The 26659-nt window shown below is 43.8% G+C and carries 24 protein-coding genes, 1 tRNA gene and 2 pseudogenes; 20 read left to right on the top strand and 7 right to left on the bottom strand.

What is annotated here, in order from left to right:
* Positions 1-39: 39 nt before the first annotated feature.
* The 3 genes from ACIGG7_RS12790 to ACIGG7_RS12780 form a co-directional block, all read right to left on the bottom strand.
* Positions 40-462: a GNAT family N-acetyltransferase gene (locus tag ACIGG7_RS12790; RefSeq protein WP_397549899.1), complete on the bottom strand. Its 423-nt coding sequence runs from the start codon at positions 460-462 to the stop codon at positions 40-42.
* A 2-nt stretch (positions 463-464) separates the two neighbouring features.
* On the bottom strand, positions 465-983 hold the full coding sequence (locus tag ACIGG7_RS12785; RefSeq protein WP_224941505.1) for a YjcG family protein: 519 nt from the start codon (positions 981-983) through the stop codon (positions 465-467).
* A 167-nt stretch (positions 984-1150) separates the two neighbouring features.
* On the bottom strand, positions 1151-1876 hold the full coding sequence (locus ACIGG7_RS12780; RefSeq protein WP_224941504.1) for an alpha/beta hydrolase: 726 nt from the start codon (positions 1874-1876) through the stop codon (positions 1151-1153).
* A gap of 149 nt (positions 1877-2025) precedes the next feature.
* Here ACIGG7_RS12780 and ACIGG7_RS12775 point away from each other — a divergent pair, with 149 nt between their 5' ends.
* The 4 genes from ACIGG7_RS12775 to ACIGG7_RS12760 all read left to right on the top strand — a co-directional run bounded on the left by ACIGG7_RS12775 (position 2026) and on the right by ACIGG7_RS12760 (position 6477).
* On the top strand, positions 2026-2580 hold the full coding sequence (locus ACIGG7_RS12775; RefSeq protein WP_224941503.1) for a phosphatidylglycerophosphatase A family protein: 555 nt from the start codon (positions 2026-2028) through the stop codon (positions 2578-2580).
* Between the two features lie 297 nt (positions 2581-2877).
* Positions 2878-3873 carry a TAXI family TRAP transporter solute-binding subunit gene (locus ACIGG7_RS12770; RefSeq protein ID WP_397549898.1) on the top strand — a complete coding sequence of 332 codons (996 nt, stop codon included), beginning with the start codon at positions 2878-2880 and terminating at the stop codon, positions 3871-3873.
* 110 nt (positions 3874-3983) lie between these two features.
* Positions 3984-4505: a DUF1850 domain-containing protein gene (locus ACIGG7_RS12765; RefSeq protein ID WP_224941501.1), complete on the top strand. Its 522-nt coding sequence runs from the start codon at positions 3984-3986 to the stop codon at positions 4503-4505.
* Positions 4492-6477 (top strand): TRAP transporter permease, encoded by a 1986-nt coding sequence (locus tag ACIGG7_RS12760; RefSeq protein WP_224941500.1) that lies wholly within the window; start codon positions 4492-4494, stop codon positions 6475-6477. The genes ACIGG7_RS12765 and ACIGG7_RS12760 overlap by 14 nt, the downstream gene beginning before the upstream one ends.
* A gap of 57 nt (positions 6478-6534) precedes the next feature.
* On the opposite strand, the gene ACIGG7_RS12755 is transcribed toward ACIGG7_RS12760, so the two are convergent.
* Positions 6535-6759 (bottom strand): hypothetical protein, encoded by a 225-nt coding sequence (locus ACIGG7_RS12755; RefSeq protein ID WP_397549897.1) that lies wholly within the window; start codon positions 6757-6759, stop codon positions 6535-6537.
* Positions 6760-6911: 152 nt separating this feature from the next.
* Between ACIGG7_RS12755 and ACIGG7_RS12750 the strand changes: the two genes are divergently transcribed.
* A tRNA-Val gene (locus tag ACIGG7_RS12750) sits at positions 6912-6983 on the top strand.
* Positions 6984-7119: 136 nt separating this feature from the next.
* Here the strand turns inward: ACIGG7_RS12750 and ACIGG7_RS12745 are convergent.
* Complete coding sequence (locus tag ACIGG7_RS12745; RefSeq protein WP_167562135.1) at positions 7120-7293, bottom strand: hypothetical protein; 174 nt, start codon at positions 7291-7293, stop codon at positions 7120-7122.
* Positions 7294-8071: 778 nt separating this feature from the next.
* On the opposite strand from ACIGG7_RS12745, the pseudogene ACIGG7_RS12740 reads away from it, so the two are divergent.
* Positions 8072-8254: pseudogene (locus ACIGG7_RS12740) on the top strand (cold-shock protein); the annotation flags it as partial.
* Between the two features lie 3 nt (positions 8255-8257).
* Positions 8258-8644 (top strand): annotated as a pseudogene (locus tag ACIGG7_RS12735) (competence protein ComK); the annotation flags it as partial.
* Between the two features lie 7 nt (positions 8645-8651).
* On the opposite strand, the gene ACIGG7_RS12730 reads toward ACIGG7_RS12735, so the two are convergent.
* Positions 8652-9041, bottom strand: a complete 390-nt coding sequence (locus ACIGG7_RS12730; RefSeq protein ID WP_224941611.1) for a YhjD family protein — start codon at positions 9039-9041, stop codon at positions 8652-8654.
* Positions 9042-9244: 203 nt separating this feature from the next.
* On the opposite strand from ACIGG7_RS12730, the gene ACIGG7_RS12725 reads away from it, so the two are divergent.
* From ACIGG7_RS12725 to ACIGG7_RS12710, 4 genes are all read left to right on the top strand, one after another.
* Positions 9245-11215 (top strand): prolyl oligopeptidase family serine peptidase, encoded by a 1971-nt coding sequence (locus ACIGG7_RS12725; RefSeq protein ID WP_397549948.1) that lies wholly within the window; start codon positions 9245-9247, stop codon positions 11213-11215.
* A gap of 366 nt (positions 11216-11581) precedes the next feature.
* A complete protein-coding gene (locus ACIGG7_RS12720; protein WP_397549947.1) occupies positions 11582-12223 on the top strand; it encodes a TVP38/TMEM64 family protein in 642 nt (213 codons plus the stop codon).
* Entirely contained in the window at positions 12220-12780 is a 561-nt protein-coding gene (gene lepB / locus ACIGG7_RS12715; RefSeq protein WP_224941608.1) for a signal peptidase I, read from the top strand. The genes ACIGG7_RS12720 and lepB overlap by 4 nt, the downstream gene beginning before the upstream one ends.
* Before the next feature lie 128 nt (positions 12781-12908).
* Positions 12909-16127 carry an AfsR/SARP family transcriptional regulator gene (locus ACIGG7_RS12710; protein ID WP_397549946.1) on the top strand — a complete coding sequence of 1073 codons (3219 nt, stop codon included), beginning with the start codon at positions 12909-12911 and terminating at the stop codon, positions 16125-16127.
* Between the two features lie 56 nt (positions 16128-16183).
* Here ACIGG7_RS12710 and ACIGG7_RS12705 read toward each other — a convergent pair whose 3' ends face one another.
* The gene (locus ACIGG7_RS12705; RefSeq protein ID WP_397549945.1) at positions 16184-17698 is read right to left on the bottom strand and encodes an HD-GYP domain-containing protein; all 1515 of its coding nucleotides are present in this window, start codon (positions 17696-17698) and stop codon (positions 16184-16186) included.
* A gap of 363 nt (positions 17699-18061) precedes the next feature.
* On the opposite strand from ACIGG7_RS12705, the gene ACIGG7_RS12700 reads away from it, so the two are divergent.
* From ACIGG7_RS12700 to ACIGG7_RS12660, 9 genes are all read left to right on the top strand, one after another.
* Entirely contained in the window at positions 18062-19285 is a 1224-nt protein-coding gene (locus ACIGG7_RS12700) for a substrate-binding domain-containing protein (RefSeq protein ID WP_397549944.1), read from the top strand.
* Positions 19286-19380: 95 nt separating this feature from the next.
* Positions 19381-20145, top strand: coding sequence for an ABC transporter ATP-binding protein (locus ACIGG7_RS12695; RefSeq protein WP_397549943.1), 765 nt, complete (start codon positions 19381-19383; stop codon positions 20143-20145).
* On the top strand, positions 20129-20836 hold the full coding sequence (locus ACIGG7_RS12690; protein ID WP_397549942.1) for an ABC transporter ATP-binding protein: 708 nt from the start codon (positions 20129-20131) through the stop codon (positions 20834-20836). Before ACIGG7_RS12695 ends, ACIGG7_RS12690 begins: the two co-directional genes overlap by 17 nt.
* 12 nt (positions 20837-20848) lie before the next feature.
* Entirely contained in the window at positions 20849-21709 is an 861-nt protein-coding gene (locus tag ACIGG7_RS12685; protein ID WP_397549941.1) for a branched-chain amino acid ABC transporter permease, read from the top strand.
* Positions 21710-21752: 43 nt separating this feature from the next.
* Positions 21753-22709, top strand: coding sequence for a branched-chain amino acid ABC transporter permease (locus tag ACIGG7_RS12680; RefSeq protein ID WP_224941697.1), 957 nt, complete (start codon positions 21753-21755; stop codon positions 22707-22709).
* A 16-nt stretch (positions 22710-22725) separates the two neighbouring features.
* Entirely contained in the window at positions 22726-23730 is a 1005-nt protein-coding gene (locus ACIGG7_RS12675) for a 3-oxoacyl-ACP synthase (RefSeq protein WP_397549940.1), read from the top strand.
* Between the two features lie 15 nt (positions 23731-23745).
* Entirely contained in the window at positions 23746-24657 is a 912-nt protein-coding gene (gene phaZ / locus ACIGG7_RS12670; protein WP_397549939.1) for an intracellular short-chain-length polyhydroxyalkanoate depolymerase, read from the top strand.
* On the top strand, positions 24654-25397 hold the full coding sequence (gene fabG, locus ACIGG7_RS12665) for a 3-oxoacyl-ACP reductase FabG (RefSeq protein ID WP_397549938.1): 744 nt from the start codon (positions 24654-24656) through the stop codon (positions 25395-25397). Before phaZ ends, fabG begins: the two co-directional genes overlap by 4 nt.
* Positions 25398-25423: 26 nt before the next feature.
* Positions 25424-26602: a thiolase family protein gene (locus ACIGG7_RS12660; protein ID WP_397549937.1), complete on the top strand. Its 1179-nt coding sequence runs from the start codon at positions 25424-25426 to the stop codon at positions 26600-26602.
* Positions 26603-26659: the final 57 nt, after the last annotated feature.

The raw sequence follows: 26659 nt of genomic DNA, 5'->3' as shown, positions 1-26659 counted from the left end.
AACAGGGTATCCAGTCCTAAATCTGGATCCCTGTTCTTTTTAAATGGATTTTTTCATGGCTTTATGAGGGATGCCTGCATCCAGGAATTCATCCGAGACCACCTCATAGCCCAATCCCTCATAAAATGGGATGGCATAGGTTTGAGCGTTTAATTTCAAATGAGACAGTGGCTGCTGCTTTGCGTATTCCTCAATGGCAAGCATCAATGAACGCCCTGCTCCTTTCCCCCTGGTGGATTTCAGTACGCAGATTCTTTCCACTTTCCCAATACCCTCGAGAATACGAAAACGCCCCGCACCAACAGCTTTGTTCTGGTCATATAGCACAAAATGGATCGAGTCATTTTCATATTCATCGATCTCTTCTTCGAGGGGAACTTGTTGTTCTAAGACAAAAACCGTCTTTCGAACATTGAAAACATCTTGGATCTGTTCTTCAGTCTTGGCAACTTGGACTTCCACGTTTACTCTTCCTTTCCTAAACGGAATGTTTCGTAAACGGTCCAGGATCCGTTTTCTAACTGATACAGCAAGTGAAAACGATCGATTGTTTCCTCATGATCGATTCCGAGCATACTAAGTGATCCGAAAATATCCGAGTGTTCATCATTGGAAAGCTTCTGGGCGATGGTGATGTGAGGAACGAAAGCGAATTCCGGCTCGTCACCCATGAAGTTCTGTTTATGCATATCATCGTGAAGCCCTTGCAGCTCAGGTTTTGATTCGACCTTGAAATAAATGACGTTATTTACAGGCTGAAAAGAACTGACTTTATACACTTTTAAATGAAACGGATCGTATTTTTTTGAAATCGCGGAAAGTTTCCCGGCGATCTCTTTAATTTGATCATCATCTGCACTAAAGACGTTTTTTAATGTCAAATGTGGCGGGACCAATGCATAATGAGGATCATAGCGTTTCCTGTAAGAGTTCGCGATATCTTGAAGCTTTTTCGATGGGAAAATGACTATACCATAATTCATTTTCTTCAATCCTCCTCTATTTAACTATCATTGTCATATGTACAGTATAGCAAATTTTTCAAAAATTTAATATAGGGCGAACGAAAGAGGAACGGAGTGATTCAGCCAGAATGGTGCAGTTCATAAGAGGAAGGGGTTGCCCCCTTGCCTGCTTAGAATCATCTTTGTCAGCTGAACATCATTTTTAATGCGCGCTTTAAATCGGGCTGCCAATGTTTCCAAGTATGGTCCCCGTCAAATTCATCATAAAAAGAAGAGAATTTCTTTTGATCGAACTTTTCATGGAGCTGTCTGTTTGGTTTTAAGAAGTCCTTTACCTTTCCGTCAGTCGTTTTCACCTCGGTCTCCTTGAGGCCGATAATATGGTAGATGCTAAGAAGATGTGGCTGTGTGAACTCATTTACAGCATCCAATACTTTCTCGTTGACAAAAGGGGACTGAAGGAGGACCTTACCGAATGTGTTCGGGTATTTCAAAGCGGTCATCAACGACACCGTTGCTCCCAATGAATCGCCTACAAGGGCACGACCCAACCCCATATGATAGGTGGGGTAATGCTCATCTAAATAGGGAACCAATTCATGTGCCAGAAAGCGAATATAAGCATCGTTTTCTTCACCGTGGGGATGATATTTCCTTCTGCGATCCTCTACATTCTTGTATGGGACCCCGACAATGATCATGTTTTCAATCTCCCTGTTAGAAAGCAGTTCATCCGCCAGGCGGGGGATCCGTCCAAGTTGGAAGTAATCTTTACCATCCTGTGCGATGAGAAGGGAATATTTATAAAGTGGAGAGTATGTGGCTGGTAAATAAACCAGCATCTTCATCTCTTCATTTAGTTCTTTACTAAAGAGGTTCAATTCAGTTACGTTTCCTCTTGCAGTTGTCATGACGATAGCCTCCTATGCTCAGTGTTAACGTTTACAGGAAGATTGTATCATACTCTATTAAATAATACCCGAAAGCAAATTCCAATACGAATATTCGAAAGAGTGTTATAATTTAGATAGGAAACGAACTGCCAGAGAGGGGTATTAGTATGAATCAACCTGTACACTCGAGAGATGTTACCAAAGCGGCATTAAAAAGACTTAAAGATCGTGGTGTTACGATAGAAGATATAGCCGAAATTGTGTATGAAATGCAGTATCCATATAATACTGATCTTCAAATGGAGGATTGTATTGATAGTGTGAAAAGAGTGTTGTTAAAAAGGGAGATTCAGCATGCCATTTTGGTCGGGGTTGAATTGGATCAGCTTGCGGAAGAGAAGAAACTTTCCGAGCCCCTTCAATCGATTGTCGAAACGGACGAAGGACTGTTTGGAGTCGATGAGACCATCGCGCTTGGTGCCGCCCTTGGATATGGAAGCATTGCTGTAACGACATTTGGTCATCTTGATAAAAACAAGATTGGCATTATCCGGGAATTGGATACGAAAAATGGGAAAGGTGTACACACCTTCTTAGATGATATCGTTGCAAGCATCGCTGCCAATGCATCATCAAGGATAGCCCATAATATTAGGGACAAGGAAGAAAATATTTCCGAAGAAGACAAGCTGAAATTTGAGGATGAAGAATTAATAGGTTGAACCACATTCTGATATATAACAGCAGGGACTGAAAATCTTCAGTCCTTTTTATGTGGACAGATTTTCGTCACAGGTGAAATGTAGATGTGATATATGTGAACGCTTTATACATTTCCTATACATATGAACGTTCGCTCCAAAGAGGTTCTCGTCTGGATTCTGGTTATGATGGGGATTGTTTTAAAGGGTTTTTATGAAAAATGTTAAAACTTTATGTATTTGATTTGACAAGATTGTTACAGCCTGTGTTACAATTATTTCGTTAATGTACAAAATTTAATAAGGGGGAATTAGAATATGAAAAAACGCAGTCTCTTTCTAAGCACTGCACTACTTCTAGTTCTATCTGTCATTCTTGCTGCTTGTGGTGGCGGATCAGGTGGAGGTTCATCATCTGATGGTGAAGGTAACAAAGAGGTTGACTTCATTGGAATTGCAACAGGTGGAACAGGGGGTACATATTACCCGTTAGGTGGAACCTTCGCTAAAATCATTAAAGATGAAACTGGAATTGACTCCAACGCATCGACTTCAGGAGCATCTGCCGAGAATATGGCCGCAATTAAAGATGGCAAAACTGAAATCGCTTTTACACAAACAGATATTGCGTCTTATGCATCTGAAGGTACGGAAATGTTCAAAGATAACAAGGTAGAAAACGCAAGAGGGATTGCGACTCTTTATCCAGAAACAATCCAAATCGTTACAACGAAGGATTCTGGTATCAAATCTGTGGAAGATCTTAAAGGGAAGGTTGTTTCCGTTGGTGAAGCTGGCTCAGGTACACTATTGAATGCAACACAAATCCTTGAAGTACACGGAATTAAACTGGAAGATTTAGAAGCTCGTAATTTATCATTTGATGATTCAACCACTGGTATCCAGGATGGAACGATCGATGCCGCGTTTATCACATCGGGTACTCCGACTGGAGCGGTTGAAGGTTTGGCTGCGACAGAAGATATCGCAATCGTTCCTGTCGAGTCAGACAAAGTCAGCGAATTGATTGAGAAGTACCCTTACTACTCAGAGGATGAAATTCCTGCAGGTACTTACAGCAAGGTAGACGAAGCTGTGACAACGGTTGCGGTTCGTGCCATGTTAGTGACCAGCGCTGACATTTCTGAAGATGTCATCTATGATGTAACTAAAGCCATTTTTGAAAACACGGATAAAATCACCCACGCCAAAGGAAAGTTGATCAAAGCTGAAGACGGACTTAAAGGTATGGGAATTGAATTACATCCAGGTGCAAAGAAATACTTTGATGAAAAAGGAATTTCAATGGAATAGGTTCTCACCAGAAGATGGACAAAGGGATAGGCCGCAACGGTCTATTCTTTTGTTTTGGTATAAGCTAATTCTATCTGCCGGATGAAAAAATGGAATGGTGGGGAATTCTTATGAAGAAATACACATCACTTGGAGCGATTCTCCTTATTCTATGTATCGTATTCATCATCTTTATGCCCTTACACACCTTTTTGGTCATAGAGCCGAGAAGTACAACAGGGGACACTGTTCTTTTCAGCCTCCCCGACAATCAATCGTTTTCGGTTCGGTATACCCACTCTATTCATCTATCAGAAGTAGAGGAGTTTTATGAGCCGACATCATCAAATCAAATTCAACAAACAAAACTACTATATGAAGATACTGCCATTGGGATGCCTGCCAATGCAGAAGGAAATGAAATTTTTGAAGTGACGAAGGAAGGCAAATATTTAATTTCTAATATGGAAAGAGTGTTTCCTTATATTGATATCAGGATCGGACAAGTCGTCGCAAATCACCGACTCGTACTTGACGGAAGGGAATATCCTTTAGCCGACTATTTTGTTAAAGGGTCAGTCGTCCGGGTTCAATTAAAGAAACAATCACTTTATGATCAGTGGAAAGGAGTGACTGTAGTTGGAAAAAGATAAAGAGTTTGAATCATTGACTGCAGAGCAACAACAAGAGTTATTAGAGAAATACGATCCGGAATCTTCCACTAGAAAATTACATCATGGAATGTTCAAATGGATCATTTTCTTCGGATTATTGGCATTTTCATTATTCCAATTAGTAGCATCCATCTTTCAATTCATCCCAAGGCAATTGTTATTGTCGATACACTTAGGGTTTGCCCTTTCATTAGTATTCCTGTTATTTCCTGCACGTAAGAAGTATTTAAAGAAGGATAAGATTGCCTGGTATGATATCGTTCTTTCAGCCATTTCTGTAGGGATAGGTGCTTACTGGCCGATCATGCAGGATGATATCGTAAGTAGAATAGGATTAATGACTCAAATGGACTTTTATGTTGGTTTCGCAGCCATGGTCCTTGTATTGGAAGCAACACGACGGGCGGTAGGGTTACCGATTACCATCATTGCATCTGCCTTCATCCTATATATGTATTATGGTCGATTAATGCCTGGATTCCTTGCACACAGAGGGTATGATTGGGACGATATCGTGAAAACGATGTTCTTCACGAGTGAAGGGATCCTTGGAACACCATTATATGTTTCAGCCACCTTTATCTTCCTGTTCCTATTATTTGGGGCATTCCTTGTGAAGACGGGCGTAGGTCAGTACTTTAATGATCTGGCTGTGTCCATTGCCGGTAAGCGTGTAGGTGGGCCAGCCAAGGTTGCGATCTTCTCGAGTGCCCTTCAAGGTACCATCAGTGGAAGCTCGGTTGCGAACGTCGTGACGTCGGGTTCATTTACGATCCCAATGATGAAAAAACTCGGGTATCGTAAAGAGTTCGCTGGTGGTGTAGAGGCAGCTGCGTCCACGGGAGGACAGTTGATGCCGCCGATCATGGGGGCTGCCGCATTCCTGATGGTCGAATTCATTGGTGGCATTTCGTATTGGGATATTGCGAAAGCAGCATCGATTCCTGCGGTTCTTTATTTCACAGGAATATGGATCATGACACACTTTGAAGCAAAGCGAATCGGTCTTCGTGGATTAACCGATGAAGAAATGCCTAACCGGAAAGAAGTATTCAAGAAGATTTATTTGCTGCTTCCGATTTTGACAGTCATCATTTTGTTAGTCAGTGGTATGAGCGTTATGCGAGCAGCGCTCTGGTCAATTGTTGCCACTATCGCCATCAGTGCGATAAGAAAAGATACAAGAATCGGTTTCAAGGATGCTGTAGACGCTCTTGTTGATGGGGCCAGAACAGCTTTGTCAGTAGCCGTGGCTACTGCTGCTGCCGGAATGATCGTAGGGGTCGTGACCAAGACCGGTTTAGGATTGACCCTCGCAAATGGTCTGGTAGACTTGGCTGCTGATTTAACGAATTCGACAGAAGGTAAGCTGATCCTTACATTAGTATTTACCATGATTGCGTCAATTGTACTGGGGATGGGTTCTCCTACTACAGCGAATTACGTCATTACATCCACGATTGCAGCACCTGCCATCATTTTATTGGGTGCACCTGAGTTATCTGCTCACTTATTTGTATTCTACTTCGGGATCATTGCCGATATTACGCCTCCTGTAGCACTTGCTGCTTTCGCGGCGGCAGGGGTATCCGGAGGAGAACCGATACGGACGGGTGTCAATTCGGCTAAATTGGCCATAGCAGCCTTTATCATACCGTATATGTTCGTATTGTCTCCAGAACTGTTAATGATCGATACAACCATTCCTAGGTTAATATGGGTCGTCTTTACGGCCGTGACGGGAATGATGGCAATAGGGGCCGGGATGATCGGTTATTGGTACCGAAGAGTATTTGTCATTGAACGTTTCCTTTGTGTAGCCGCCGGTTTATTACTGATTTATCCAGAAGGCATGTCGGATATTATTGGTTTGGTCTTATTCGGTATTATGCTTGCGCTTCAATTATTTATTAAGAGAGAAGACAAGACACCGACAAGAGCAACGGCATAAACAAACCAGGCTGAGCCCATAAAAAGAGGGTTCAGCCTTTTTATAAGGAACGGAGGGTCAGTGATTTGTTCTGACATGATGGGGAGGAAGATAAGAAACAGCCAAAATATCCTGAATTCTGAACCTGCGGATATCGTTCCTGAATAAACAATATGCCGTGATAAAGTCCGTATCAATCCTCTTAACCAGCACTCTTCTTTTGGTACATTCACATTGTTTATTCATATAGATCATTTCGATCGGGAGTCGTTCTTCTAATGAACGCTGAATTTGATTTATCATATGTGTGCCCCCTGGTGGGATTAATACTGACAGTATATGCGAACGAACGTTCTTTTATACAAACATATAAAATTCGAGAATAAATAACGAAAATACCATTGACAATTCCCGCTATATGAATATAATAGAATATGTACCTTGCATCACATCGCGACTTGTTAGCTCAGTGGGAGAGCACTTCCTTGACAGGGAAGGGGTCGTGGGTTCGAATCCCTCACAGGTCATACATAGAAAAAAGCCTGCATCCTAATTAGGATGCAGGCTTTTTTCTATGTGAAAATATTAATTGAAAAAAGGACTCTTCAGAATTCTGTATGAGTCCTTGTCAAAATCGTATTCTTGATCTGAGATTGAGCCGTTTTAGTTAACTTCCAATTCTTCTTCAAAGTAAAATGTGCCTGGGTGTTCCTTTACAATATATGAATAACGCTTCATGTTTTTAACGTATTGCCACTTTAATATTGTCACTGTCTCACCAGTCTCCTTGATTGTCACCATGGAACCGTTACTGAATCGATTTTTTGTGGATTTCATTGGGCACTCCCTTTCGTATTTGTTCATTATACCACAACTTTTTCTCTTATTTAGGTTCCTGTTCATGTCAATCTTTTTAAAACGTTTACATCCATTGAAATAGGTAGATTAAGAAGAAGGAAGTTTATTATTTGGGAAAGGAACCTCAGTTATTAAATCGTAGGATGTGTTTTTCATAAGGACTTTTCGCGAAGACTTCTGGAGGAAACGCAGGAAAGTACCGAAAAGCAGGGGAGGTTCCTTCAGCCCCGACAAGCATAAGTTGAATGGTCTAAAAAGACGTCCTTTTGCCTTCTTAGACCCATTAGCTTATGACCTCGAAGGGCTAGCTGCCGAAGTTGGATCTTGAGACCTGGGCTTTAGCACGAGGAGACTCACCGCCAGCCCCGCGGAAAGCGAACATTTCTCGCTGTAATCAACCACTACTCGCTACATCCTAAAGCTAAAATGTTTACGTGAACAGCCTTCCGAAAACGGTTAGATCCATATTGGAGCAAGTGGCTGTAGGAAGGTGGAGGTTTAAAATGTGGAAGGAAGTACGCTTTAATTATCAAATCGAAGGCTGTTTTTATCAGAAGATGTCCTTCAGTAAAAATATGTAAGAGGTCTGACTTTAAAAACTTCTTCTTCAAGAACTTGCTTATTTGTATTAATACTGTTATTCTATAAAAGAATTATTTTTGTCCGGTATACGAGGGAAGAACAAGATTTGGTTTTCACCTGATATCGCAAGAATAGTAATACATGGTGCATCATGCACTTTTAGGAGGCAACAAACATGGAAAACGGTAAAGTAAAATGGTTCAACGCAGAAAAAGGTTTCGGATTCATCGAAGTTGAAGGTGGAGACGACGTATTCGTACACTTCTCAGCGATCCAAGGTGAAGGTTTCAAATCTCTTGACGAAGGTCAAGAAGTATCTTTCGACGTTGAACAAGGCGCTCGTGGACCACAAGCAGCTTATGAGGGCAGAAAAGAAGGTACAAAAAAACTTACGGGTATCATCTACAAAGCCCCCATCATGGTAAATCCTGATCTGTCCATTTATCTATTCCCGACATCTTCTCCAGTCAAGCAGGAATGTGCCTGGGTCTCTCATTCCCATGTCCGGGGGTATGAACGGATGACAAACGGATCAACACGGATTTTTCTCCAAAATAATGAAACCTGCACGGTCCCCATCTCATACAGTTCCTTTGAAAATCAAATGCTCCGCACCTCTGATTTGCGTATTGCCTATACACAGCGAATCGCAGAGATGGAAAGTAAATATAATGCGAAGGTCCAGTCCGAAACGGGTAATGTTAAAATGTTTTATCTTAATAGACACATCCATAAAACTGATGCGTGAGACAACATCACGCTTCTTTTGTTGTGTCAGTCTTTGTTTCCATAAAGCGTCGGTACAAATAATGCCTCATTAAATCCTCCACCCGGTTCCTGAGGCGCGGATTAAAGTAATTATGGTGCTCTTCATATCCTTTATACAGAAACATATACATCGTGAATGCATCATCCGATTGCATCCGTTCAACTTTCATCTTATTCGTTCGCATATACTTTTTAACGTGTGCGAGTTCCCCTTGAATGACCTTCATCGTCTCCTCGATCAACTCTAAATAAGGACGCTTTAATTTAAATGGACTGCTGTCGACGATTTGCAGGTCGCGATTCAAAATCGTCAGTACCATGGGCAGATAAATCGCCTGCTCCAAAATATTTCGATCATTTTCCGGGATTCTTGTCATATGAAAAGACTCCTTTTCACCTTAGATTAGAACATGTGTTCGTATTTTTATTTTACGTTGATTTCAATTTACTTTCAATAGGGAAAGTTGTAGAATTTGAATTTGTTTCTATTATGAAGAGGAATACAGGTTTTTATCCGTGAAGGGAATAGGTTTTCCAATGGCGAAATAGAAAGGGAACAGAAAGAAAGGAAGGTGCCGGAATGAAAAAAGGCATGACGATAAAAGACCTCTACAAATTAAAAGCAGTATCAGATCCGAGGCTCTCACCAAGTGGGGAAGAGGCCTTGTTCGTTCAAACTGTTTTATGCGAAGAAAAAGATGAATATGTTTCAACCTTACATAGTATCGATCTGAAAAATCAGTCCACCCGTCAGTGGACCTTCGGCAAACAAAAAATCTCGTCACCAAGATGGTCACCAGATGGAGGGGGAATCGCTTTTATCTCCAACCGGTCCGGTGTCAATCAGCTATACTTGATCAGCCGGGATGGAGGGGAGGCAGAGCCGGTCACGGCCTGCCCGAATGGGGTCTCGAATCCTGTCTGGTCTCCTTGCGGTGAAAAGATTGCTTTGTCGATTCGTTTAGAGAAAGGCGAGACGTTTGATCACAAGGAAGAAAAAGAGAAGAAGCCAAAGCCGTTTATTGCCACAAGCATGAAATATAAAAGCGATGATCGCGGCTTCCATGATGATTCATATTCACAGGTCGTATGCGTGGATATAGGAACGAAAGAAATGAGAAGAGTTACGGATGACAAGCATGATTACGCCCTTCACTCCTGGTCCCCGGACGGAAAATATCTGTCCATCTCGACGGACAAGACAACCAATAGGGACTTCTCGTTTCAATCCGACTTATACCTATTGCACCTTGAATCAGGAGTGTTTCAACAAATAAACGGGGAGCATGGGTACTACGGAGAAGCAAGCTGGTCCCCGGACGGAAAGCACCTTGCCTATACGGGTCATAATCGTGAATATGAGAACGCTACTCATAATAAGGTATGGGTTCATGACCTACAGGCGGGACGCTCCGTTTGCCTGACAGAAGGGATGGACGTTCCCGTAGGGGATTTTCTCAATAGCGACTCTATCCAGGGATCTTCCCAAACGGGAATACAGTGGTCAAAGGACAATGAAAGCTTTTATTTCCTAGCCTCCGATGCGGGCAATACCGTTCTTTACTATGCACATATTGAAGGGGCAATTTATCCTGCGCTTTTACAGGAGCAGCAGCATGTCTATGGATTCGATCTGGATTCTGATCGACAAATCATCCTGCTTACGATGAGTAAGCCGACAGAGCCTGGTGAATTGTTTACGCTTCACGTACCGACTGGAGAACTGACGAAAGTCACCGATTTAAACGGAGATTGGCTGGCAGCTCGTGACGTGGCTTCTCCCGAATCATTCATGTACCAAGGGGCGAAAGGTTGGCAGGTTCAAGGCTGGATCTTGAAACCTGTCGGATACGAGGAAGGAAAGAAATATCCGCTTATCGTTGAGATACATGGCGGCCCGCATACAATGTACGGGAATACGTTCTTTCATGAATTCCAGGTGCTCGCGAGCAGTGGCTATGTTGTCTTGTATGTTAATCCACGAGGCAGTCATGGTTATGGCCAGGAGTTCGTCGATGCCGTGAGGGGTGACTACGGCGGTGGAGATTATGAAGATATCATGCGTGCAGTGGACTATGCATTGGAGGAATATCCTTTTATTGATGAAAACCGCATGGGCGTAACCGGTGGAAGCTACGGCGGCTTCATGACCAACTGGATCATCGGGCACAGCGACAGATTTAAGGCGGCTGTGACCCAGCGTTCCATCAGCAACTGGATCAGTTTTTACGGAGTCAGTGATATCGGTTACTATTTCTCCGAGTGGCAGATCCAAAGTGATCTTGGAGACATTGAAACCCTTTGGAAGCACTCACCACTCGCTTACGTGAAGCATATGAACACACCCCTGTTGATTCTTCACAGTGAAAAGGATTACCGCTGTCCGATTGAGCAGGCCGAACAGCTTTTCATTGCGTTGAAACGGGAGAACAAAGAGGCGAGATTCGTCCGCATCCCGGAATCCAACCATAATCTGTCCCGGACTGGAAAGCCATCCTTGCGGGAAGCCCGATTACAGGAAATCGTCGATTGGTTCGGGAAGTATTTATAGAAAGGCAGCTGCCATTTCCTTGGGGAAGGCAGCTTTTTTAGTGCGGAATGAAGGCGGAGGGGAAGGTCGATAATAAGTGGAGAGAAGTCGATCATAACGGATGGACAGACAGGGGAATCAACAGCTGGATGAAGATTTATCTTCCATTACTATTATAGATTTTACATGTCAGGACCCCTCATCACCAGAAATTCCCCTCCAGAAAAAGGTTTACAACCCACAACTTTAGGCAACCTTGTATTAATAAAAACGACGCGAAAGAATACCGTATGGAAATCCTGTCCTGGTGTGATATGATGAAAATAGGAAGTAGTGAAGACGAAATGAGTATATCTGTTCATGGTCGTTTAAGGGGAAACATATAATATGAATATCAATACGATAAAAGATTGGTTTACGCTTGAAAATATGATGGAATTAATTCAGCAATATCGTTCATTTGGACCGATTCCAGGGATCCTGCTTCCGTTGTTGGAGGCGTTTCTTCCGTTCCTTCCACTGGTCGTGTTTGTGACAGCCAATGCGAATGCGTTCGGATTATGGTGGGGGTTTCTGTTTTCATGGATCGGAGCGACCCTCGGTGCCCTGATTGTATTCCTCTTGGTAAGGAGGTACGGGGAGACACGTGTTTTCCGCTTCTTAAGAAAGAACCGTCAGGTGAATCGGTTGACCAAATGGGTAGACAGGCATGGGTTTGGACCATTATTCATTCTGTTATGTTTCCCGTTTACTCCATCTGCTTTAGTAAATGTGGTGGCAGGAATGTCCTCCATCAGCATTGCTCAATATATGCTGGCAGTGGTGACAGGGAAAATGGTGATGATATTCACCATAAGCTTTATCGGATATGATATTATATCATTAGTAAAACAACCCATACGTACAGTGATTGTTGTAGCCATTATTTTCGTATTATGGTTTATAGGAAAACGAATTGAGATACATCTGAATAAGAAAATGGAAATAGACCAACGAATTGAACGGAAAAAGCAGGAGGAATCAAATTGAGAGAAGAGGTAAAAAGAGAAGGACTCGAGTGGATCAAAGCCCTGGGAATTGGATTAATCATCTTCATCATCATTCGCACCTTTCTCTTCTCCAACTATGTGGTGGAAGGCGAGTCCATGATGCCGACACTTCAGGATGGAAATAAATTGGTTGTCAATAAAATAGGTTATCATATCGGGGAATTGGACCGCTTTGATGTGGTCGTATTTCATGCAAATGAAGAAGAAGATTATGTGAAGCGAATCATCGGATTGCCAGGAGATAAAATTGTTTATAAAGACGACAAGCTATATGTAAATGGAGAGTATTATCCTGAACCTTACTTAAAGAAATTCAAGCAGGAGTATATTGGGAGTAAGCTGACGGGTGACTTTACCCTTCAGGAAATCACCGGTGAGAAAACAGTTCCAAAGGGGAAGATATTCGTACTTGGGGATAATCGCCGTGGAAGCATGGATAGTCGTTACTTCGGGTTTGTGGATCGGGAACAGATTGTCGGGAAAGTGGACCTTCGCTATTGGCCGATCAATGAATGGGATGTACAATTTAGAGAATAGAGTAAAAGAGAAGGCGGCTCAAATGCGAGTTGTCTTCTTTTTTTGCGAATTATGTACTAGTTGTCCTCCTATATTCAATATAATATGGTAGAATAGTAAGAAAATTCGTACGTTTCGAGGGTGGTTTTGTGACAGAATTTCCAATCATTGAAACCAAGTTTGTGCCGCCTGTTGTCAAAGATTCTTACATTAGGCGCCCAAGCTTAATGAGAAAAATGAGAACGGTTACAGATTATAAGTTAGTGATTATTCATTCAGGGGCAGGTTATGGGAAGAGTACGGCTATCAGCCAGTTTTTGCAGGATGTAAAACCTGATTATTGTTGGTATTCCGTCACTCAGACAGATGACGGACTCGTCCCTTTCGTCACTAATATCGTGTACAGTATCCAAAAGCAGTTCCCGCATTTTGGAGAAGAACTAAAGGAACAGGTCCGGTCCATGGGTCAATATATGAAAGATGACGATATCTATCGGTTAAGTGCATTATTTATTAATGAATGCATGAAGATTCCCCATTCCTTTACCATCATTGTTGATGACTATCATCTTGTGGATCATTCGTTTCTCATCAATCAGTGGATGGAGAAAATCATCGAATATTTACCCGATCATATACATTTTTTTCTTTCTACACGTACAAAACCTTCATGGGCCTCATTTATACAGATGAAAATATCCCGTCAATTACTGGAGATAACTGAAAGTGATTTGTGTTTGACGAAAGAAGAGATGGAAATGCTGCTGACGGACTTTCATGAAACCATCATTTCGGAATCCCAGCTTGATGCGATCTGTGACTTGACCGAAGGGTGGGTGATTGCTGTCAGTATGATTCATTCGCAGCTACAGGACAACCCGGATATTCTCATAGTGGGGCAGCATTCCTCCCTGGAAGAACTCTTTCATTATTTGGCCCACGAGGTGTTCTCCAAGCAAACACCAATCGTGCAGCAGTTCCTTAAGCAAATCTCAATCCTGGATGAAATAGATGGTACCACATGCGAAGCCATCTTTGAGCTGCCGGGATCCGGACAAATGCTAAAGCAGTTGTCTGAGAAAAATGCCCTCCTTCAGGAAATGAAAGGTGCACACCATTTTCGTCTTCATGCCTTGTTTCAAACTTTTTTAGAACGTAAATTAAAAGAAGAAAACCTTGGACTTTATAAGGAACTTCAGTTAAAGTGCGCCAGATTCTTTGAAGGCCGTGGGAAGTGGGAGAAAGCGATCTTTCATTATATGAAGATGGATAACATCGAAGCTGTATGTGCCATCCTTGTACGGGAAGCTGAAGGGATGATGAAAGGCGGACAGCTCGAAACCCTTGGTGACTATTTGGGGGAAATACCCGAGTCATTAAAGGATGTTTACTATTCTTTGTGGTTTTATCAGGGAGAATTCTTTCGATACCGGTCGTTTTATGAAAAAGCCGAAAAAGCTTACACGAGTGGGATCAGACTTGCAATAAACGACCCGGTTATGCTGAGTAAAGCGTATGAAGGGATCGGCAGAATTTATCTGGATACCATACAACCAGGGAAAGCACAGCGGTTTTTATTAAAGGCGATCGATTGCTTGGAGGCCGGGGAGGAAAAGTATCTGGAGGAAATGAATCGTCTATACGTATTGGTTGCAGAAAACCTGGTGAACTCAGGTAAAGCGATACAGGCCAAGCAATGGTATGACAAAGGGAAGATGAATGGTTTTATAAAAGAAGAAGGCAATCTTAAGGCCAGGATGCTCCTCCGTACAGGCAAACTCCAAGAAGCGAAACAGGTTCTCCTCTACAAGGAAGGCGAAGATCAGCTTCCTCAATCTCATCGGGAGAAGGAGTTGCTGCTTTCCCTTATCCAATCGTTCATGGGTAATGGAAGCGAAGCCAAAGCATTGGCCCAGCAGGGGATCAGCCAGGGAATCAAAGGGAAATCTCCGTTTGTAGAAGCATGTGGATGGATCAGGATGGGGCATGCCGTCCAATTGATCAGCGATTACGATTCGTCCCTGGCGAGAAGCTGCTATGAAACGTCGTTGGAATTAATGAATAAGATCAATGTTTCAAGAGGGAAAGCGGAGCCGTATATGGGTCTGTCGATTCTTTTTGCAAGAGAAGGGGATTTTCAAAGAGCGAAGGAACTGGCTGAAGAGGCGCTGCATGAAACGGAAAAAGTAGAGGATATGTGGCTGCATTCCCTCATCCTTTTGAGCGTCGGAATCACGGACTACTACAGGGAAGAATTCGAAGAGGCAAAAGGCAGCTTTGAACGGGCTGGCAGACAACTCGATTCCTGCGGTGACCGGTATGGCAAAATGATGACAGAGCTGTGGAAAAGCGCGATTGCTTATAAAATAGATGACACCCCCTTGTTTATAGAAAGTATGACCTCTTGTTTGAATGAAGTTCAAATGGGTGAGTATGAGTTTATCTTCTTCAAACCGACTACATTTGGACCGAAAGACCTTCAAAGTCTGATTCCATTAGTAGTGAAAGCATATCAAGAAGGGATTCATAGTTCGTACTGTCATCAACTATTAACCAGATTAGGGTATGATTCCAATTCCTCTCACCCGGGCTACTCAATCAAGGTCCGAACCCTAGGACGATTTGAAATACGTTTAGGGGATCAATTGGTTTTAGAGAAGCAGTGGCAAAGGGAAAAGGCAAAGGAATTATTTCAATACTTCCTGATCCAGGGGCAACAATTAAAGAGAAAGGAAGAAATCATTGAAGAGCTGTGGCCAGAGGGTACAGGTTCAGATCGTGATTTCAAGGTGGCACTTAACGCATTGAACAATGCATTGGAGCCCAATCGACAAGCGAGGGAGAAAGCTTTCTTCATCGACAGGCATCAGGAAGGGTACGGACTGAATCCTGCGGCTAATATTGAATACGATGCAGAACAATTCACAAGTTGGATGACGGAAGGTTTAAAGGAGAATGGTGTGGAGAAGTCCATCCAATATCTTGAAAGAGGATTTTATCACTACAATGGCATGTTCTTACCCGACCGAAAAGGAACATGGTGGACCGAGAAGGAAAGGGAAAGGCTTCTTCTCCTCTATTTGAGAGGATTGGAGAAACGGGCCCAGCTCGCAGTCAGAGCGGAAAAAATGGATGAAGCCATCGATTTTTGTCTCAAAATCATTGAACTTGATCCACTCTGGGAGGAAGCCTATAGGATTCTCATGTACAGCTATTATCAGAAGAATAATCGTCCCCAGGCCGTAAAATGGTTTAAACGCTGCAAACATCACCTAGAGTCTGAACTGGGCGTCGATCCGATGACGGCGACCAGGCAAATGTATGAAATGGTCATTGGTGCAGAGGGTAGTAAGAAGACTCATTATTGAAAAAGGATCAGATCGGTTAACGATCTGATCCTTTTTGGTTTGAGAATGCATCGTCATCAGCCTGTCTCCTTTACAGAATCGGATTCAGTCTCCATTCCCTTCAAGAACGCATCAACAAATTGCTCATCCCACTGAGTACCTTTCCCTTCTTTCAGAATGGAGAACGCCTTCTCATGGGGCATGCCTCTGCGGTAAGGACGGTTAGAGGTCATGGCGTCGAAAGCATCTGCAACAGCAATCAATCGACCGAATACGGGGATTTCATTTCCTTTTAATCGGTCGGGATATCCTAATCCATCCATACGCTCGTGGTGGTGCCTGATACCAGGTAAGATGGGAAGAAGTTCTTCCGTGAGCTGTACTCCCTTGACAATTTCTTCTCCGATCTCGGGATGGCGCTTTATCTGGTCAAACTCTTCCTCTGTTAACTTCCCCTCTTTTAAAAGCACGTCATCACGGATCCCGATCTTTCCGATGTCGTGAAGGAGGGCAGATTTATTAAGTAAATCAATCTCTCTTACAGACCAGTTGCTCTGTTTGGCAATCAAAACGGAATACTCCGCTACCCGCTTGCTATGACCTGCTGTGTATGGATCGCGGGCATCCAGGGTGCCGGCCACAACGGCGAAAAATTGGTCTAGGAGCTGCTGGTTCTTCTGATCCCGGAGATTGATGGCTTCTACCATATGATTAAATCCGGAGAAAAGATGTGAAAACTCATCCGTGTACGTATTCGTGACGGTTGAAACATGGCCCTTCTCCACTTTTTCAAAGCGACCGACGAGCTCCTTTACAGGTTCCTCAATGCTTCTGAATATGAGGACCGCGCCATAAAAGGCAAGGAGCGTAATGATGAGGATCAGTGCCCCGGCCCATTTCCAGTAGTCTACTAAAAGGGTGGAGTCTTCAATCGATAAGCGAATTTGTGAAGCGAGTGAAAACAACAGGATAGGGAACAGGGCAAGAAATAAGGAAGCGGCCAAAATCTTTCGTTTCAGACTGATAAACATTGTTGACTGCTTAGATGGGTCGATTCCATATGTTTCAACTGTTTTTCGAATAAGGTCCTCCTGTAGACCGTGACACGCTTTAAAGGTTAAGAAGAACTCGATCAACGCATGAAGGATCGCCACTAAAAAAGCACCACACCAAGCGTAAAGAATATAAGAGTACGGAAAAGAAAGAGCGTGTGTATGAATGAACATTATCGTCATAACAGTTGATGGAAGAGCCAAACCTAGAAAATGTGGAAGCATAATTCGTTGAACTGTTAAAATAGGAAACTTTTCCGCTTGTTGATAAGCAGTTAAAAGGAGGTCCACTTTGTTGGGACCATCCTGTTTTTGATAGATGAGTTTAATAGGGTGAATATGCTTCTGATACACAAGCAATTCACAGGTGAACATCGTGATAAGAGAAAGGGAAATGACGCTTCCCATGGCAATGAACTCGTTTTCCTTTAAGGCAAGTGTTTGAAAAATGAACACAGAACCGACACCGAACACAGCAATGAAACTTCCTAAAAGGTAATTCTTAATGATGGTACGCTGAAATTGATGAAATATATGCAAGGATGAATCCTCCAATTTCACTAACATTTAGTAGATTCATTATATAGGAAAACGGGAGCAGGGAACATGGGTGATTAATAGATTTTGTGAAGAAATGGGTTTTGTGTCTTCTAGATATTTGATAAACCCGACCTGAAGAGATTGGAATCCGGCCATTTCTTGGGATTTTAAAGCCGGAATGATTCAGAATCGAGCCCAAGATGTTCAGAATCAAGGCAAAATACACAAAAAACAAGCCTATTACCGTATATATCCAATTATATCAAGAAATCAATACACCCTGTAACTCATTTGTAACTCTCCTCCCCTAATATGAAAACAAAGCTATTATCGCTTTAGTTCATATCTTGAGGGGGAGAAAATATGAAACGATCGTTTAGATGGACAGCTTTTATCCTGGTGTTGTCATGCATTCTGGTGTCGGCAAGTGCCTGCAGCTCGGAAAGCAGCGGAGGCTCGGAAGATGAAGGAAGTAAAGAACAGGAGACGGTGAAAATCGGGGTCCTGGCTTCTTTGACAGGAGCACTGGAGTCTTATGGAAAGCAAACGAAGCATGGGTTTGAATTGGGGCTTGAATATGCGACGGATGGAACGATGGAAGTAGCAGGAAAGAAGATAGAAGTAGTATTTGAAGATACAGAAACGAAGCCTGAGGTGGCCGTTCAGAAAGCGACTAAATTATTAGAGGAAGATGAAGTCGATTTCCTTGTTGGATCATCAAGCTCGGGTGACACGTTGGCCGTACTGCCTCTTGCAGAAGAATATGAAAAGGTCATGATTGTCGAACCTGCAGTAGCAGATAGTATTACGGGGTCCGAGTTTAATCCGTATATTTTCCGCACGGCCCGCAACTCTTCACAGGATGCTGTTGCAGGTGCAGCCGCGATTGCGAAGGATGGCGTGAAGATTGCGACTTTGGCACCGGATTATTCTTTTGGACGTGACGGGGTGGCAGCATTCAAAGAAGCGGCCGAAAAGCTTGGAGCAGAAGTGGTGCTTGAGGAATATGCCGATCCTGCCGCTACCGATTTTACATCCAATATCCAGAAGGTCATCGATAGTAAACCGGATTATCTGTTTGTCATCTGGGCGGGTGCCAACTCCCCTTGGAATCAAATCGCAGATATGAAGGTTCAAGAAAAAGGAATCAAAATATCAACCGGTGCACCTGACATTGCGGCACTATCGACCATGGAACCCCTCGTTGGGATGGAAGGGTTCACCGTTTATTACCATGAACTTCCGGACAATCAGGTCAATGACTGGCTGGTGAAAGAGCATAAAAAGAAATTTGACGGGGAAGTACCGGATCTCTTTACCCCTGGTGGGATGAGTTCAGCCATCTCTATTGTCGAGGCGATTAAGAAGACAGAAGGCGATCTTGATTCGGATAAACTGATTAAAACGATGGAAGGCATGAGCTTTGAGACGCCGAAAGGAACGATGACGTTCCGAGAAGAGGATCATCAGGCCCTTCAAACGCTGTATGCCATAAAGCTCGAGAAGAAAGAGGGAGTCCCATACCCTGTTCCGGTATTGATTAGAGAGCTTTCTCCTGAAGAAACGGCTCCTCCAATCCGTAACTAAGAGGGACATACAGAAATGAAAAAGGGGGTGACTGACATGGTGTTTCGACGCATTCAGTCAGCCCCTTTCATGAAATCTAAGAGAGGTGAAGCAGGTTGAGTATCTTAGAAACCAAGAATCTGAGTATTAGGTTTGGTGGCCAGACAGCCGTTGATGATGTGACATTGTCTGTACCTGAAAAGGAATTCAAATCGATCATTGGGCCCAATGGAGCAGGGAAGACGACGCTCTTTAATCTATTGAGCGGACAGTTAAAGCCAACGAGTGGGGATGTTTTCCTTAAAGGAAAGAAGATCACCAGATTGTCCCCGACAAAACGTGCCCGCATGGGGGTTGGCCGTTCCTTTCAAATGACCAATGTGTTTCCGAATTTAACGGTTTTAGAGAATGTAAGATTAGCCGTTCAGTCAAAGCGTGGAATCCGTTATGTAATGCATCGGAATATAAAATCATTCAGTGACATGATGGACGAATCGTATGAATTATTGAAGCTTGTGATGTTATCGGGTAAAGCGGACGCCCTTGCAGCCAACCTTGCGCACGGAGAAAAAAGAAAACTTGAAATCGCCATGCTCCTTGCTCTGGATACGGAAATTTTACTTCTGGATGAGCCGACAGCAGGAATGTCACTGGAAGAAGTCCCGCAGATTCTCGAAGTGATCCGGACCATCAAATCCCAAGGAACAAAAACCATCGTCCTCATTGAACACAAGATGGATATGATCATGGATTTATCAGACAGCATCATGGTGTTGTTCAATGGACGGTTGCTTGCAGATGGTCATCCGAAGGAAATCATGAAAAATGAGCAGGTACAATCGGCATATTTAGGGGGACTATACGATGAACACACTGCTTAAAGTAGATCAAATCGAAACGTATATCGGGCAGTATCACATCCTTCAAGGCGTCTCCTTTGAAGTGAAAAAGGGGGAGGTGACCGTCCTGCTCGGGAGAAACGGCGCAGGCAAAACGACCAGTCTCCGGAGCATCATGGGACTAAACCCGCCATCGTCAGGAACAATCATCTATAAAGGGGAAGAAATCCAAGGTCTTCCTACCTTTAAAGTAGCGGGAAAAGGCATCGGCTATGTGCCCGAGGATCAGGGGATATTTGGCGACCTGACAGTGGAGGAGAATATGAAAGTAGCCATGAAAACCCAGGATCAAGAGACCGAGGATCGCATGACTTGGATCATTGATCTATTTCCGGATCTAAAGAAGTTTTGGAAGAAAGCTGGCGGAAATTTAAGCGGTGGGCAGAAGCAAATGCTTTCCATCGCAAGGGCGTACTTGAACAATAATGAGCTTATCTTGATTGATGAACCAAGTAAGGGGCTCGCACCGATTGTCGTCGAGAAGGTGATGCACTCGATTGAAGAAATGAAAGAGAGAACGACGATTCTCCTCGTAGAGCAGAATTTCTTGATGGCGAGTCAGATCGGCGACCGATTCTATATTATCGACGATGGTACTACGGTTCACGATGGACAGATGCAATCGTTGGTCAAGGATGAAGAATTGAAAAAGAAATATTTAGGAATCGCGTGAGGAGGGGATGGGATGGACCTCATCATTAACCTGGCACTGAATGGATTGGCGACAGGGATGCTGATCTTTCTGCTGGCAGCTGGATTGACGCTCATATTCGGATTAATGGATGTATTGAATTTTGCCCACGGTGGACTATTTGCATGGGGGGCTTACAGCGGGGTTTGGGTGTATTCTGTGACGGGGAGCTTTATGATCGGAATCATCGGGGCGATTGTGACGGGATTGATATTGGGTTTGGTAACAGAGAAATTTATCATACAGCCTGTGTATGGAAATCATGTGCAGCAAATTTTGATTACCCTGGGATTTATGCTCGTTCTCTCGGAATTATTGAAAGTGGTATGGGGGCCGAATCAGTTGTCGGCCAAAGCACCTGAATATTTAGCAGGAAGCTGGGCAATCGGGGATATCATTGTCATTAAATATCGTGTATTTATTATTATTATTGGTTTGATCATTTTCACGATCGTACAGCTCATCTTGAATAAAACAAGGATCGGATTAATCGTTAGGGCAGGGGTAATGAATAAAGAAATGGTGGAAGCCTTTGGGATCAATATCAAGAAAGTATTTTTGTATGTATTCATGGTCGGGTCCGCTCTTGCAGCATTGGGGGGAATCCTGCTTGCTCCATATTCTGGCGTCATTTATGCCGAAATGGGGATGGAATTTGCGATCCTTGCCTTCATCGTAGTGGTGATCGGAGGGATGGGAAGCTTTCCGGGATCATTATTTGCAGCGATTTTAGTTGGGTTGTCCGGTTCATTCATGACCTATTATGTTCCGGAATTATCTCTCGCAATCAACATGATCTTAATGGCACTCGTTCTTATATTTAGACCGCAGGGATTATTCACGGTAAAGGGGTGAGAAAGTGAAGATTCTCAAATTTAAGTCAAACTTATTATTAGGAATGACACTGGCTGTCTTAATCGTTTACCCATTTTTTAACGATTCCAGGAGCATGATGATTCTTCTGACGCAGGTATTCATCTTTGGCATTTTCGCCATGAGCTATGATCTCCTTCTGGGATATACAGGCATTGTCTCCTTTGGGCATGCGATGTTCTTCGGAATCGGGGCATATTCCACCGGTATATTCCTCGATCGGATGGAACCAACCATGTTCTGGCTTGTGGTCTCCATCTTTGTCGCTTCAGTGCTTGCAGGAATAGTCAGCTACATTGTGGGACTCTTGACGTTACGTCTTAAAAGCCATTTTTATGCGATGTTGACACTGGCATTTGCAGGGTTATTCCTCGTAGGGGCTGAAAAATGGAGAACCCTGACCTTTGGGAATGATGGGTTCACGTTTCGGACACCTGATTTAGTCAAGGATCGACTAGTCTTTTACTTCGTCTGTCTAGGTGCGATGGCCGTCATTTTTTGGCTATTAAAGAGATTCACGCAATCTCCAGCGGGATCGGTTCTCCAGGCAATCAGGGAGAATGAGCAGAGGACCGAATCAATCGGATTCCAGGTTCTCCATTATAAAATTTTAGCCAGTGTGATTGCAGGTGTGACGGCAAGCTTTGCCGGTTCTTTGTACGGGTTGTCCTTACGATTTGTCAATACCAGTGTATTTACCATGGATGTGACCCTTGATGCGTTATTGATGACCATCATCGGCGGAGTCGGGACGCTCATCGGTCCGATTGTTGGCGCAGGTTTGATTGAATTTGCCCACCACTGGCTGACGGAGCTCGCCAAAACGTATCCAATCTTTGAACGTTGGATCATTTTCTTCGGGATTCTTTATATTCTGGCCGTGATGTTCTTCCCGGCAGGTATTGTGGGATCCTTCAAGAAAGTCAAAAATAGAAAACGGATAAAGCAAGAGCGCAGAGTAGAGAAAAACATCGCAAGCTAAAAGGAAGGGGATCTTCATGACAATCGGCATACTGAGTACAGGAATATATTTACCCTCATCCACTATGACCGGTAAACAAATTGCGGAAAAAGCAGGACTTCCATTAGAGGTTGTAGAAAGCAAAATGGGGATCAAAAAGAAAACGATTCCAAGTGAGGATGACCATACGTGCGTCATGGGTATCCGGGCTGCTAGAAAAGCCATTGAAAAAGCGGGCATCGACCCAAAGGATATTGATGTGGTCATATACGTAGGGGAAGAGCATAAAGAGTACCCTCTCTGGACTGCCAGTATTAAGCTCCAGGAAGAAATCGGAGCATACAATGCCTGGTCATTCGATGTTGCCTTGCGCTGCGGAACCACCATAATGGCGATGAAGCTCGCAAAAAGCCTGCTGGAAACAGATCCTGCCATTAAAACAGTGCTCCTGGCAGGAGGCTATCGCAACAGTGATTTCATTGATTACAAGAATAGCAGGACACGTTTTATGTTTAACCTGGCGGCAGGGGGAGGGGCCATGATCCTCCAAAAACAGCTCAAAAAAAATACAGTATTGGAAACGTCCATCATCACGGATGGCTCATTTTCAGAAGACGTCATCGTACCGGTAGGAGGAACGAAGGAACCGTTGACGAAAGACTCTCTCCACCGATATAAGCTGGATGTGACCGATCCTGAAGGAATGAAAAGAAGACTGGAACAGAAATCCATGGATCATTTCTTGAAGGTTGTCCGGGAATCGGTTTATAAAAGCGGATATGAAGAGAAAGACATCTCTTATGTAGCCATGCTCCACATGAAAAGGTCCGCCCATCATTATGTCTTAAAGGAATTGGGTCTTTCCGAAGAGCAGTCGATTTATCTGGAGGAATACGGTCATATTGGCCAGTTCGATCAAATCTTATCATTGGAACTGGCGGAAGGAAGAGGGAAACTAAAGAATGGGGATTTGGTGGTCCTGGTCAGTGCCGGGATTGGGTACGCCTGGGGCGCAACCACCGTCATTTGGGGAAGTGGATAAAAGGGGGAAAACGATATGACAAGTGTTCAACTGAAGAAAGTATTGCTTGGGAATGGTGAAACGTTCGCTTATCGTGAAAGAAGCGGGGGACATATTCCTCTCGTGCTTGTACACGGAAATATGACGTCATCTAAGCATTGGGATGTTGTCCTGGATAATATGGATGAACGTTATAAGATTTATGCCGTTGATTTGCGAGGGTTTGGAGAGTCCAGTTATCACAGGGGAATTGAGAGTATCAAAGATTTGTCAGACGATCTGAAGGATTGGGTGGACGGAATTGATCTCAAGGGGTTTTCAATGGTCGGTTGGTCCACCGGAGGAGCGGTGGCCATGCAATTTGTCATTGATCACCCTGAATATTGTAACAATCTTATCTTATTGGCATCTGCTTCGACAAGGGGATATCCATTCTTCGGTACAAAAGAAGACGGTACCCCGGATCTCGGAAATCGCCTACGCACAATAGATGAAGTGATGGTTGATAAGGGGAAGACCTTCCCTGTACAAGCGGCCTATGATGAGAATGACAGGGCGTTTCTCCGCAGCCTATGGAATGCCCTTATCTATACCCATGCCCAGCCCGATGAGGGACGCTACGAAGAATACATCGATGATATGAGGACACAACGGAACCTGGCTCATATCTATCAGGCTCTCAATACGTTCAATATAAGCAATGCCCATAATGGTCTTGTTGAAGGAACGAAGAAAGCAGGATCGATTTCGATTCCTGTGCTGGTATTAAGGGGTGACAGGGATTATGTCATCACGAAAGAAATGACTGAGGAAATTGTTGAGGATATAGGAGAAAATGCACAATTTGTAGAATTAAAGAATAGTGGACATTCACCACTCATAGACGATTTGGATCAGTTGCTTCACATCATCCAATCGTTTTTGCAAAAGAAGGAGGAACTGGCTTGAGGCTTGAAGGGAAAGTCGCCTTGATTACAGGCGCAGCAAACGGAATTGGATACGCAGCATCTGAAACATTTATAAAAGAAGGATGTCATGTTGCCCTTGTGGACTTCAACCAGGAGACCGGGGAAGAAAAAGCACGACAACTGAATGATCTAGGAACGGGAAAAGCAGCCTTTTTTCAAGGGGATGTTGCAGATCGTTCTTCCGTTGACTCTTTTGTTAAAGAAGTAAAAGAGCGGTTCGGCAAGATCGATATATTGATCAACAATGCCGGAATCACCAGGGACGGTATGGTTCATAAGCTTTCTTCCGAAGATTTTCAGAAGGTGCTCGATGTCAATTTAACCGGGGTGTTCAACTGTACCCAGGCAGTCCTGCCCCACCTGATCGCTCAGGGTAAAGGCAAAATCATCAATACCTCCTCTGTCAGCGGAGTTTACGGAAATGTCGGTCAAACCAACTATGCCGCTACAAAAGCAGCAGTCGTCGGGATGACGAAAACGTGGGCGAAGGAATTAGGTCGAAAAGGAATCAATGTCAATGCAGTCGCCCCCGGATTTACGGAGACGGGCATGGTGGCGAGTGTTCCTGAGAAAGTCATCGATCAAATGAAAGCCATGATCCCGCTGGGGAGATTAGGAAAACCGGATGATATTGCAAAGGCCTATTTGTATCTCGCATCAGATGACAGCGATTATGTAAATGGCACCGTCCTTCATGTTGACGGTGGCATTATGATGTAATTTCATAAGAAAGGGGAAGTGACAAGATGAGAAATGTAGTCATCACATCGGCACTTCGTACGCCGGTAGGCGCATTTGGGGGAGCGTTCAAGCAACTGCTCCCGACAGACTTGATAGTACCAGTAATGAAAGCAGCCGCGGAGGAAAGCGGATTGTCTGAAGGAGACATTGATGAAGTGATTCTTGGGCATTGCATCCAGCGGACTGATCAGCCAAACACGGCCAGGACGGCTTCATTACTTGCAGGATTTGACGACACAACAACGGGCTTTACGATCCAGCGCCAATGCGCAAGCGGCATGCAGGCGATCATCTCGGGAGCCATGCAAATTCAAACGGGCATATCCGATATTGTTCTTGCCGGTGGTGTGGAAGCAATGAGTTCCAGCCCATATATTTTAAAACAGCACCGATTCGGTCAACGATTGCAGCATGGAGAAATCCGTGACTCGGTTTGGGAGGTGCTTGAAGACCCGATTCATGGCATTATGATGGGGGAAACTGCTGAAAACCTCGCCGAAATCCATTCCATTTCCCGTGAAGAGCAGGATGAGTATGCGGCGTTGAGCCATGAGCGTGCAGTGACTGCCATGGAAAATGGATCTTTCGACTCGCAGATTGTACCGATTGCAGTGAAAGAACGCAAAGGCGAAAAAATCATCGAGAAAGATGAAAGCCCCCGTGCAGGACTTAAAGTCGAAAAACTGCAAAAGTTAAAACCAGCGTTTCGTGAAGGTGGGTCCGTCACAGCCGGAAATTCATCAAGCTTGAATGACGGTGGAGCGGCATTGATCTTAATGAGTGAAGAAGAGGCAGAAAGAAGGGGGTTACAGCCGCTTGGAAGAATTGTCGGGTATTCTGTAGCGGGCGTAGACCCAAAACTGATGGGAATCGGTCCGGTACCGGCCATTCAGAAAGGCTTACATACCACTGAAAATTGGTCTTTGGATGAGATTGATTTATTTGAAATCAATGAAGCATTCGCTGCTCAATATTTGGCAGTGGAGAAAGAGTTGGGGCTTAATCGTGATAAGGTGAATGTGAATGGTAGCGGAATCAGCATCGGGCATCCAGTTGGATGTACAGGCGCACGACTTGTTGTTTCATTGCTCCATGAAATGAAGCGCCGTGATTTGAAAAAGGGAATTGCGTCATTATGTGTCGGTGGAGGCATGGGCGCTTCTGTTTTAGTAGAGGGAATGTAGTGTAGGGAAGAACCGGTCCTAGAGTGGGACGGTTCTTTTTTTACGAAATCATCTCCT

The sequence above is a fragment of the Rossellomorea sp. NPDC077527 genome, assembly GCF_044542955.1.
GTDB classification, from domain to species: domain Bacteria; phylum Bacillota; class Bacilli; order Bacillales; family Bacillaceae_B; genus Rossellomorea; species Rossellomorea aquimaris_E.
The sequence above is the reverse complement of the archived record's forward strand: the minus strand, read 5'-3'. Positions and strand labels throughout refer to the sequence as shown.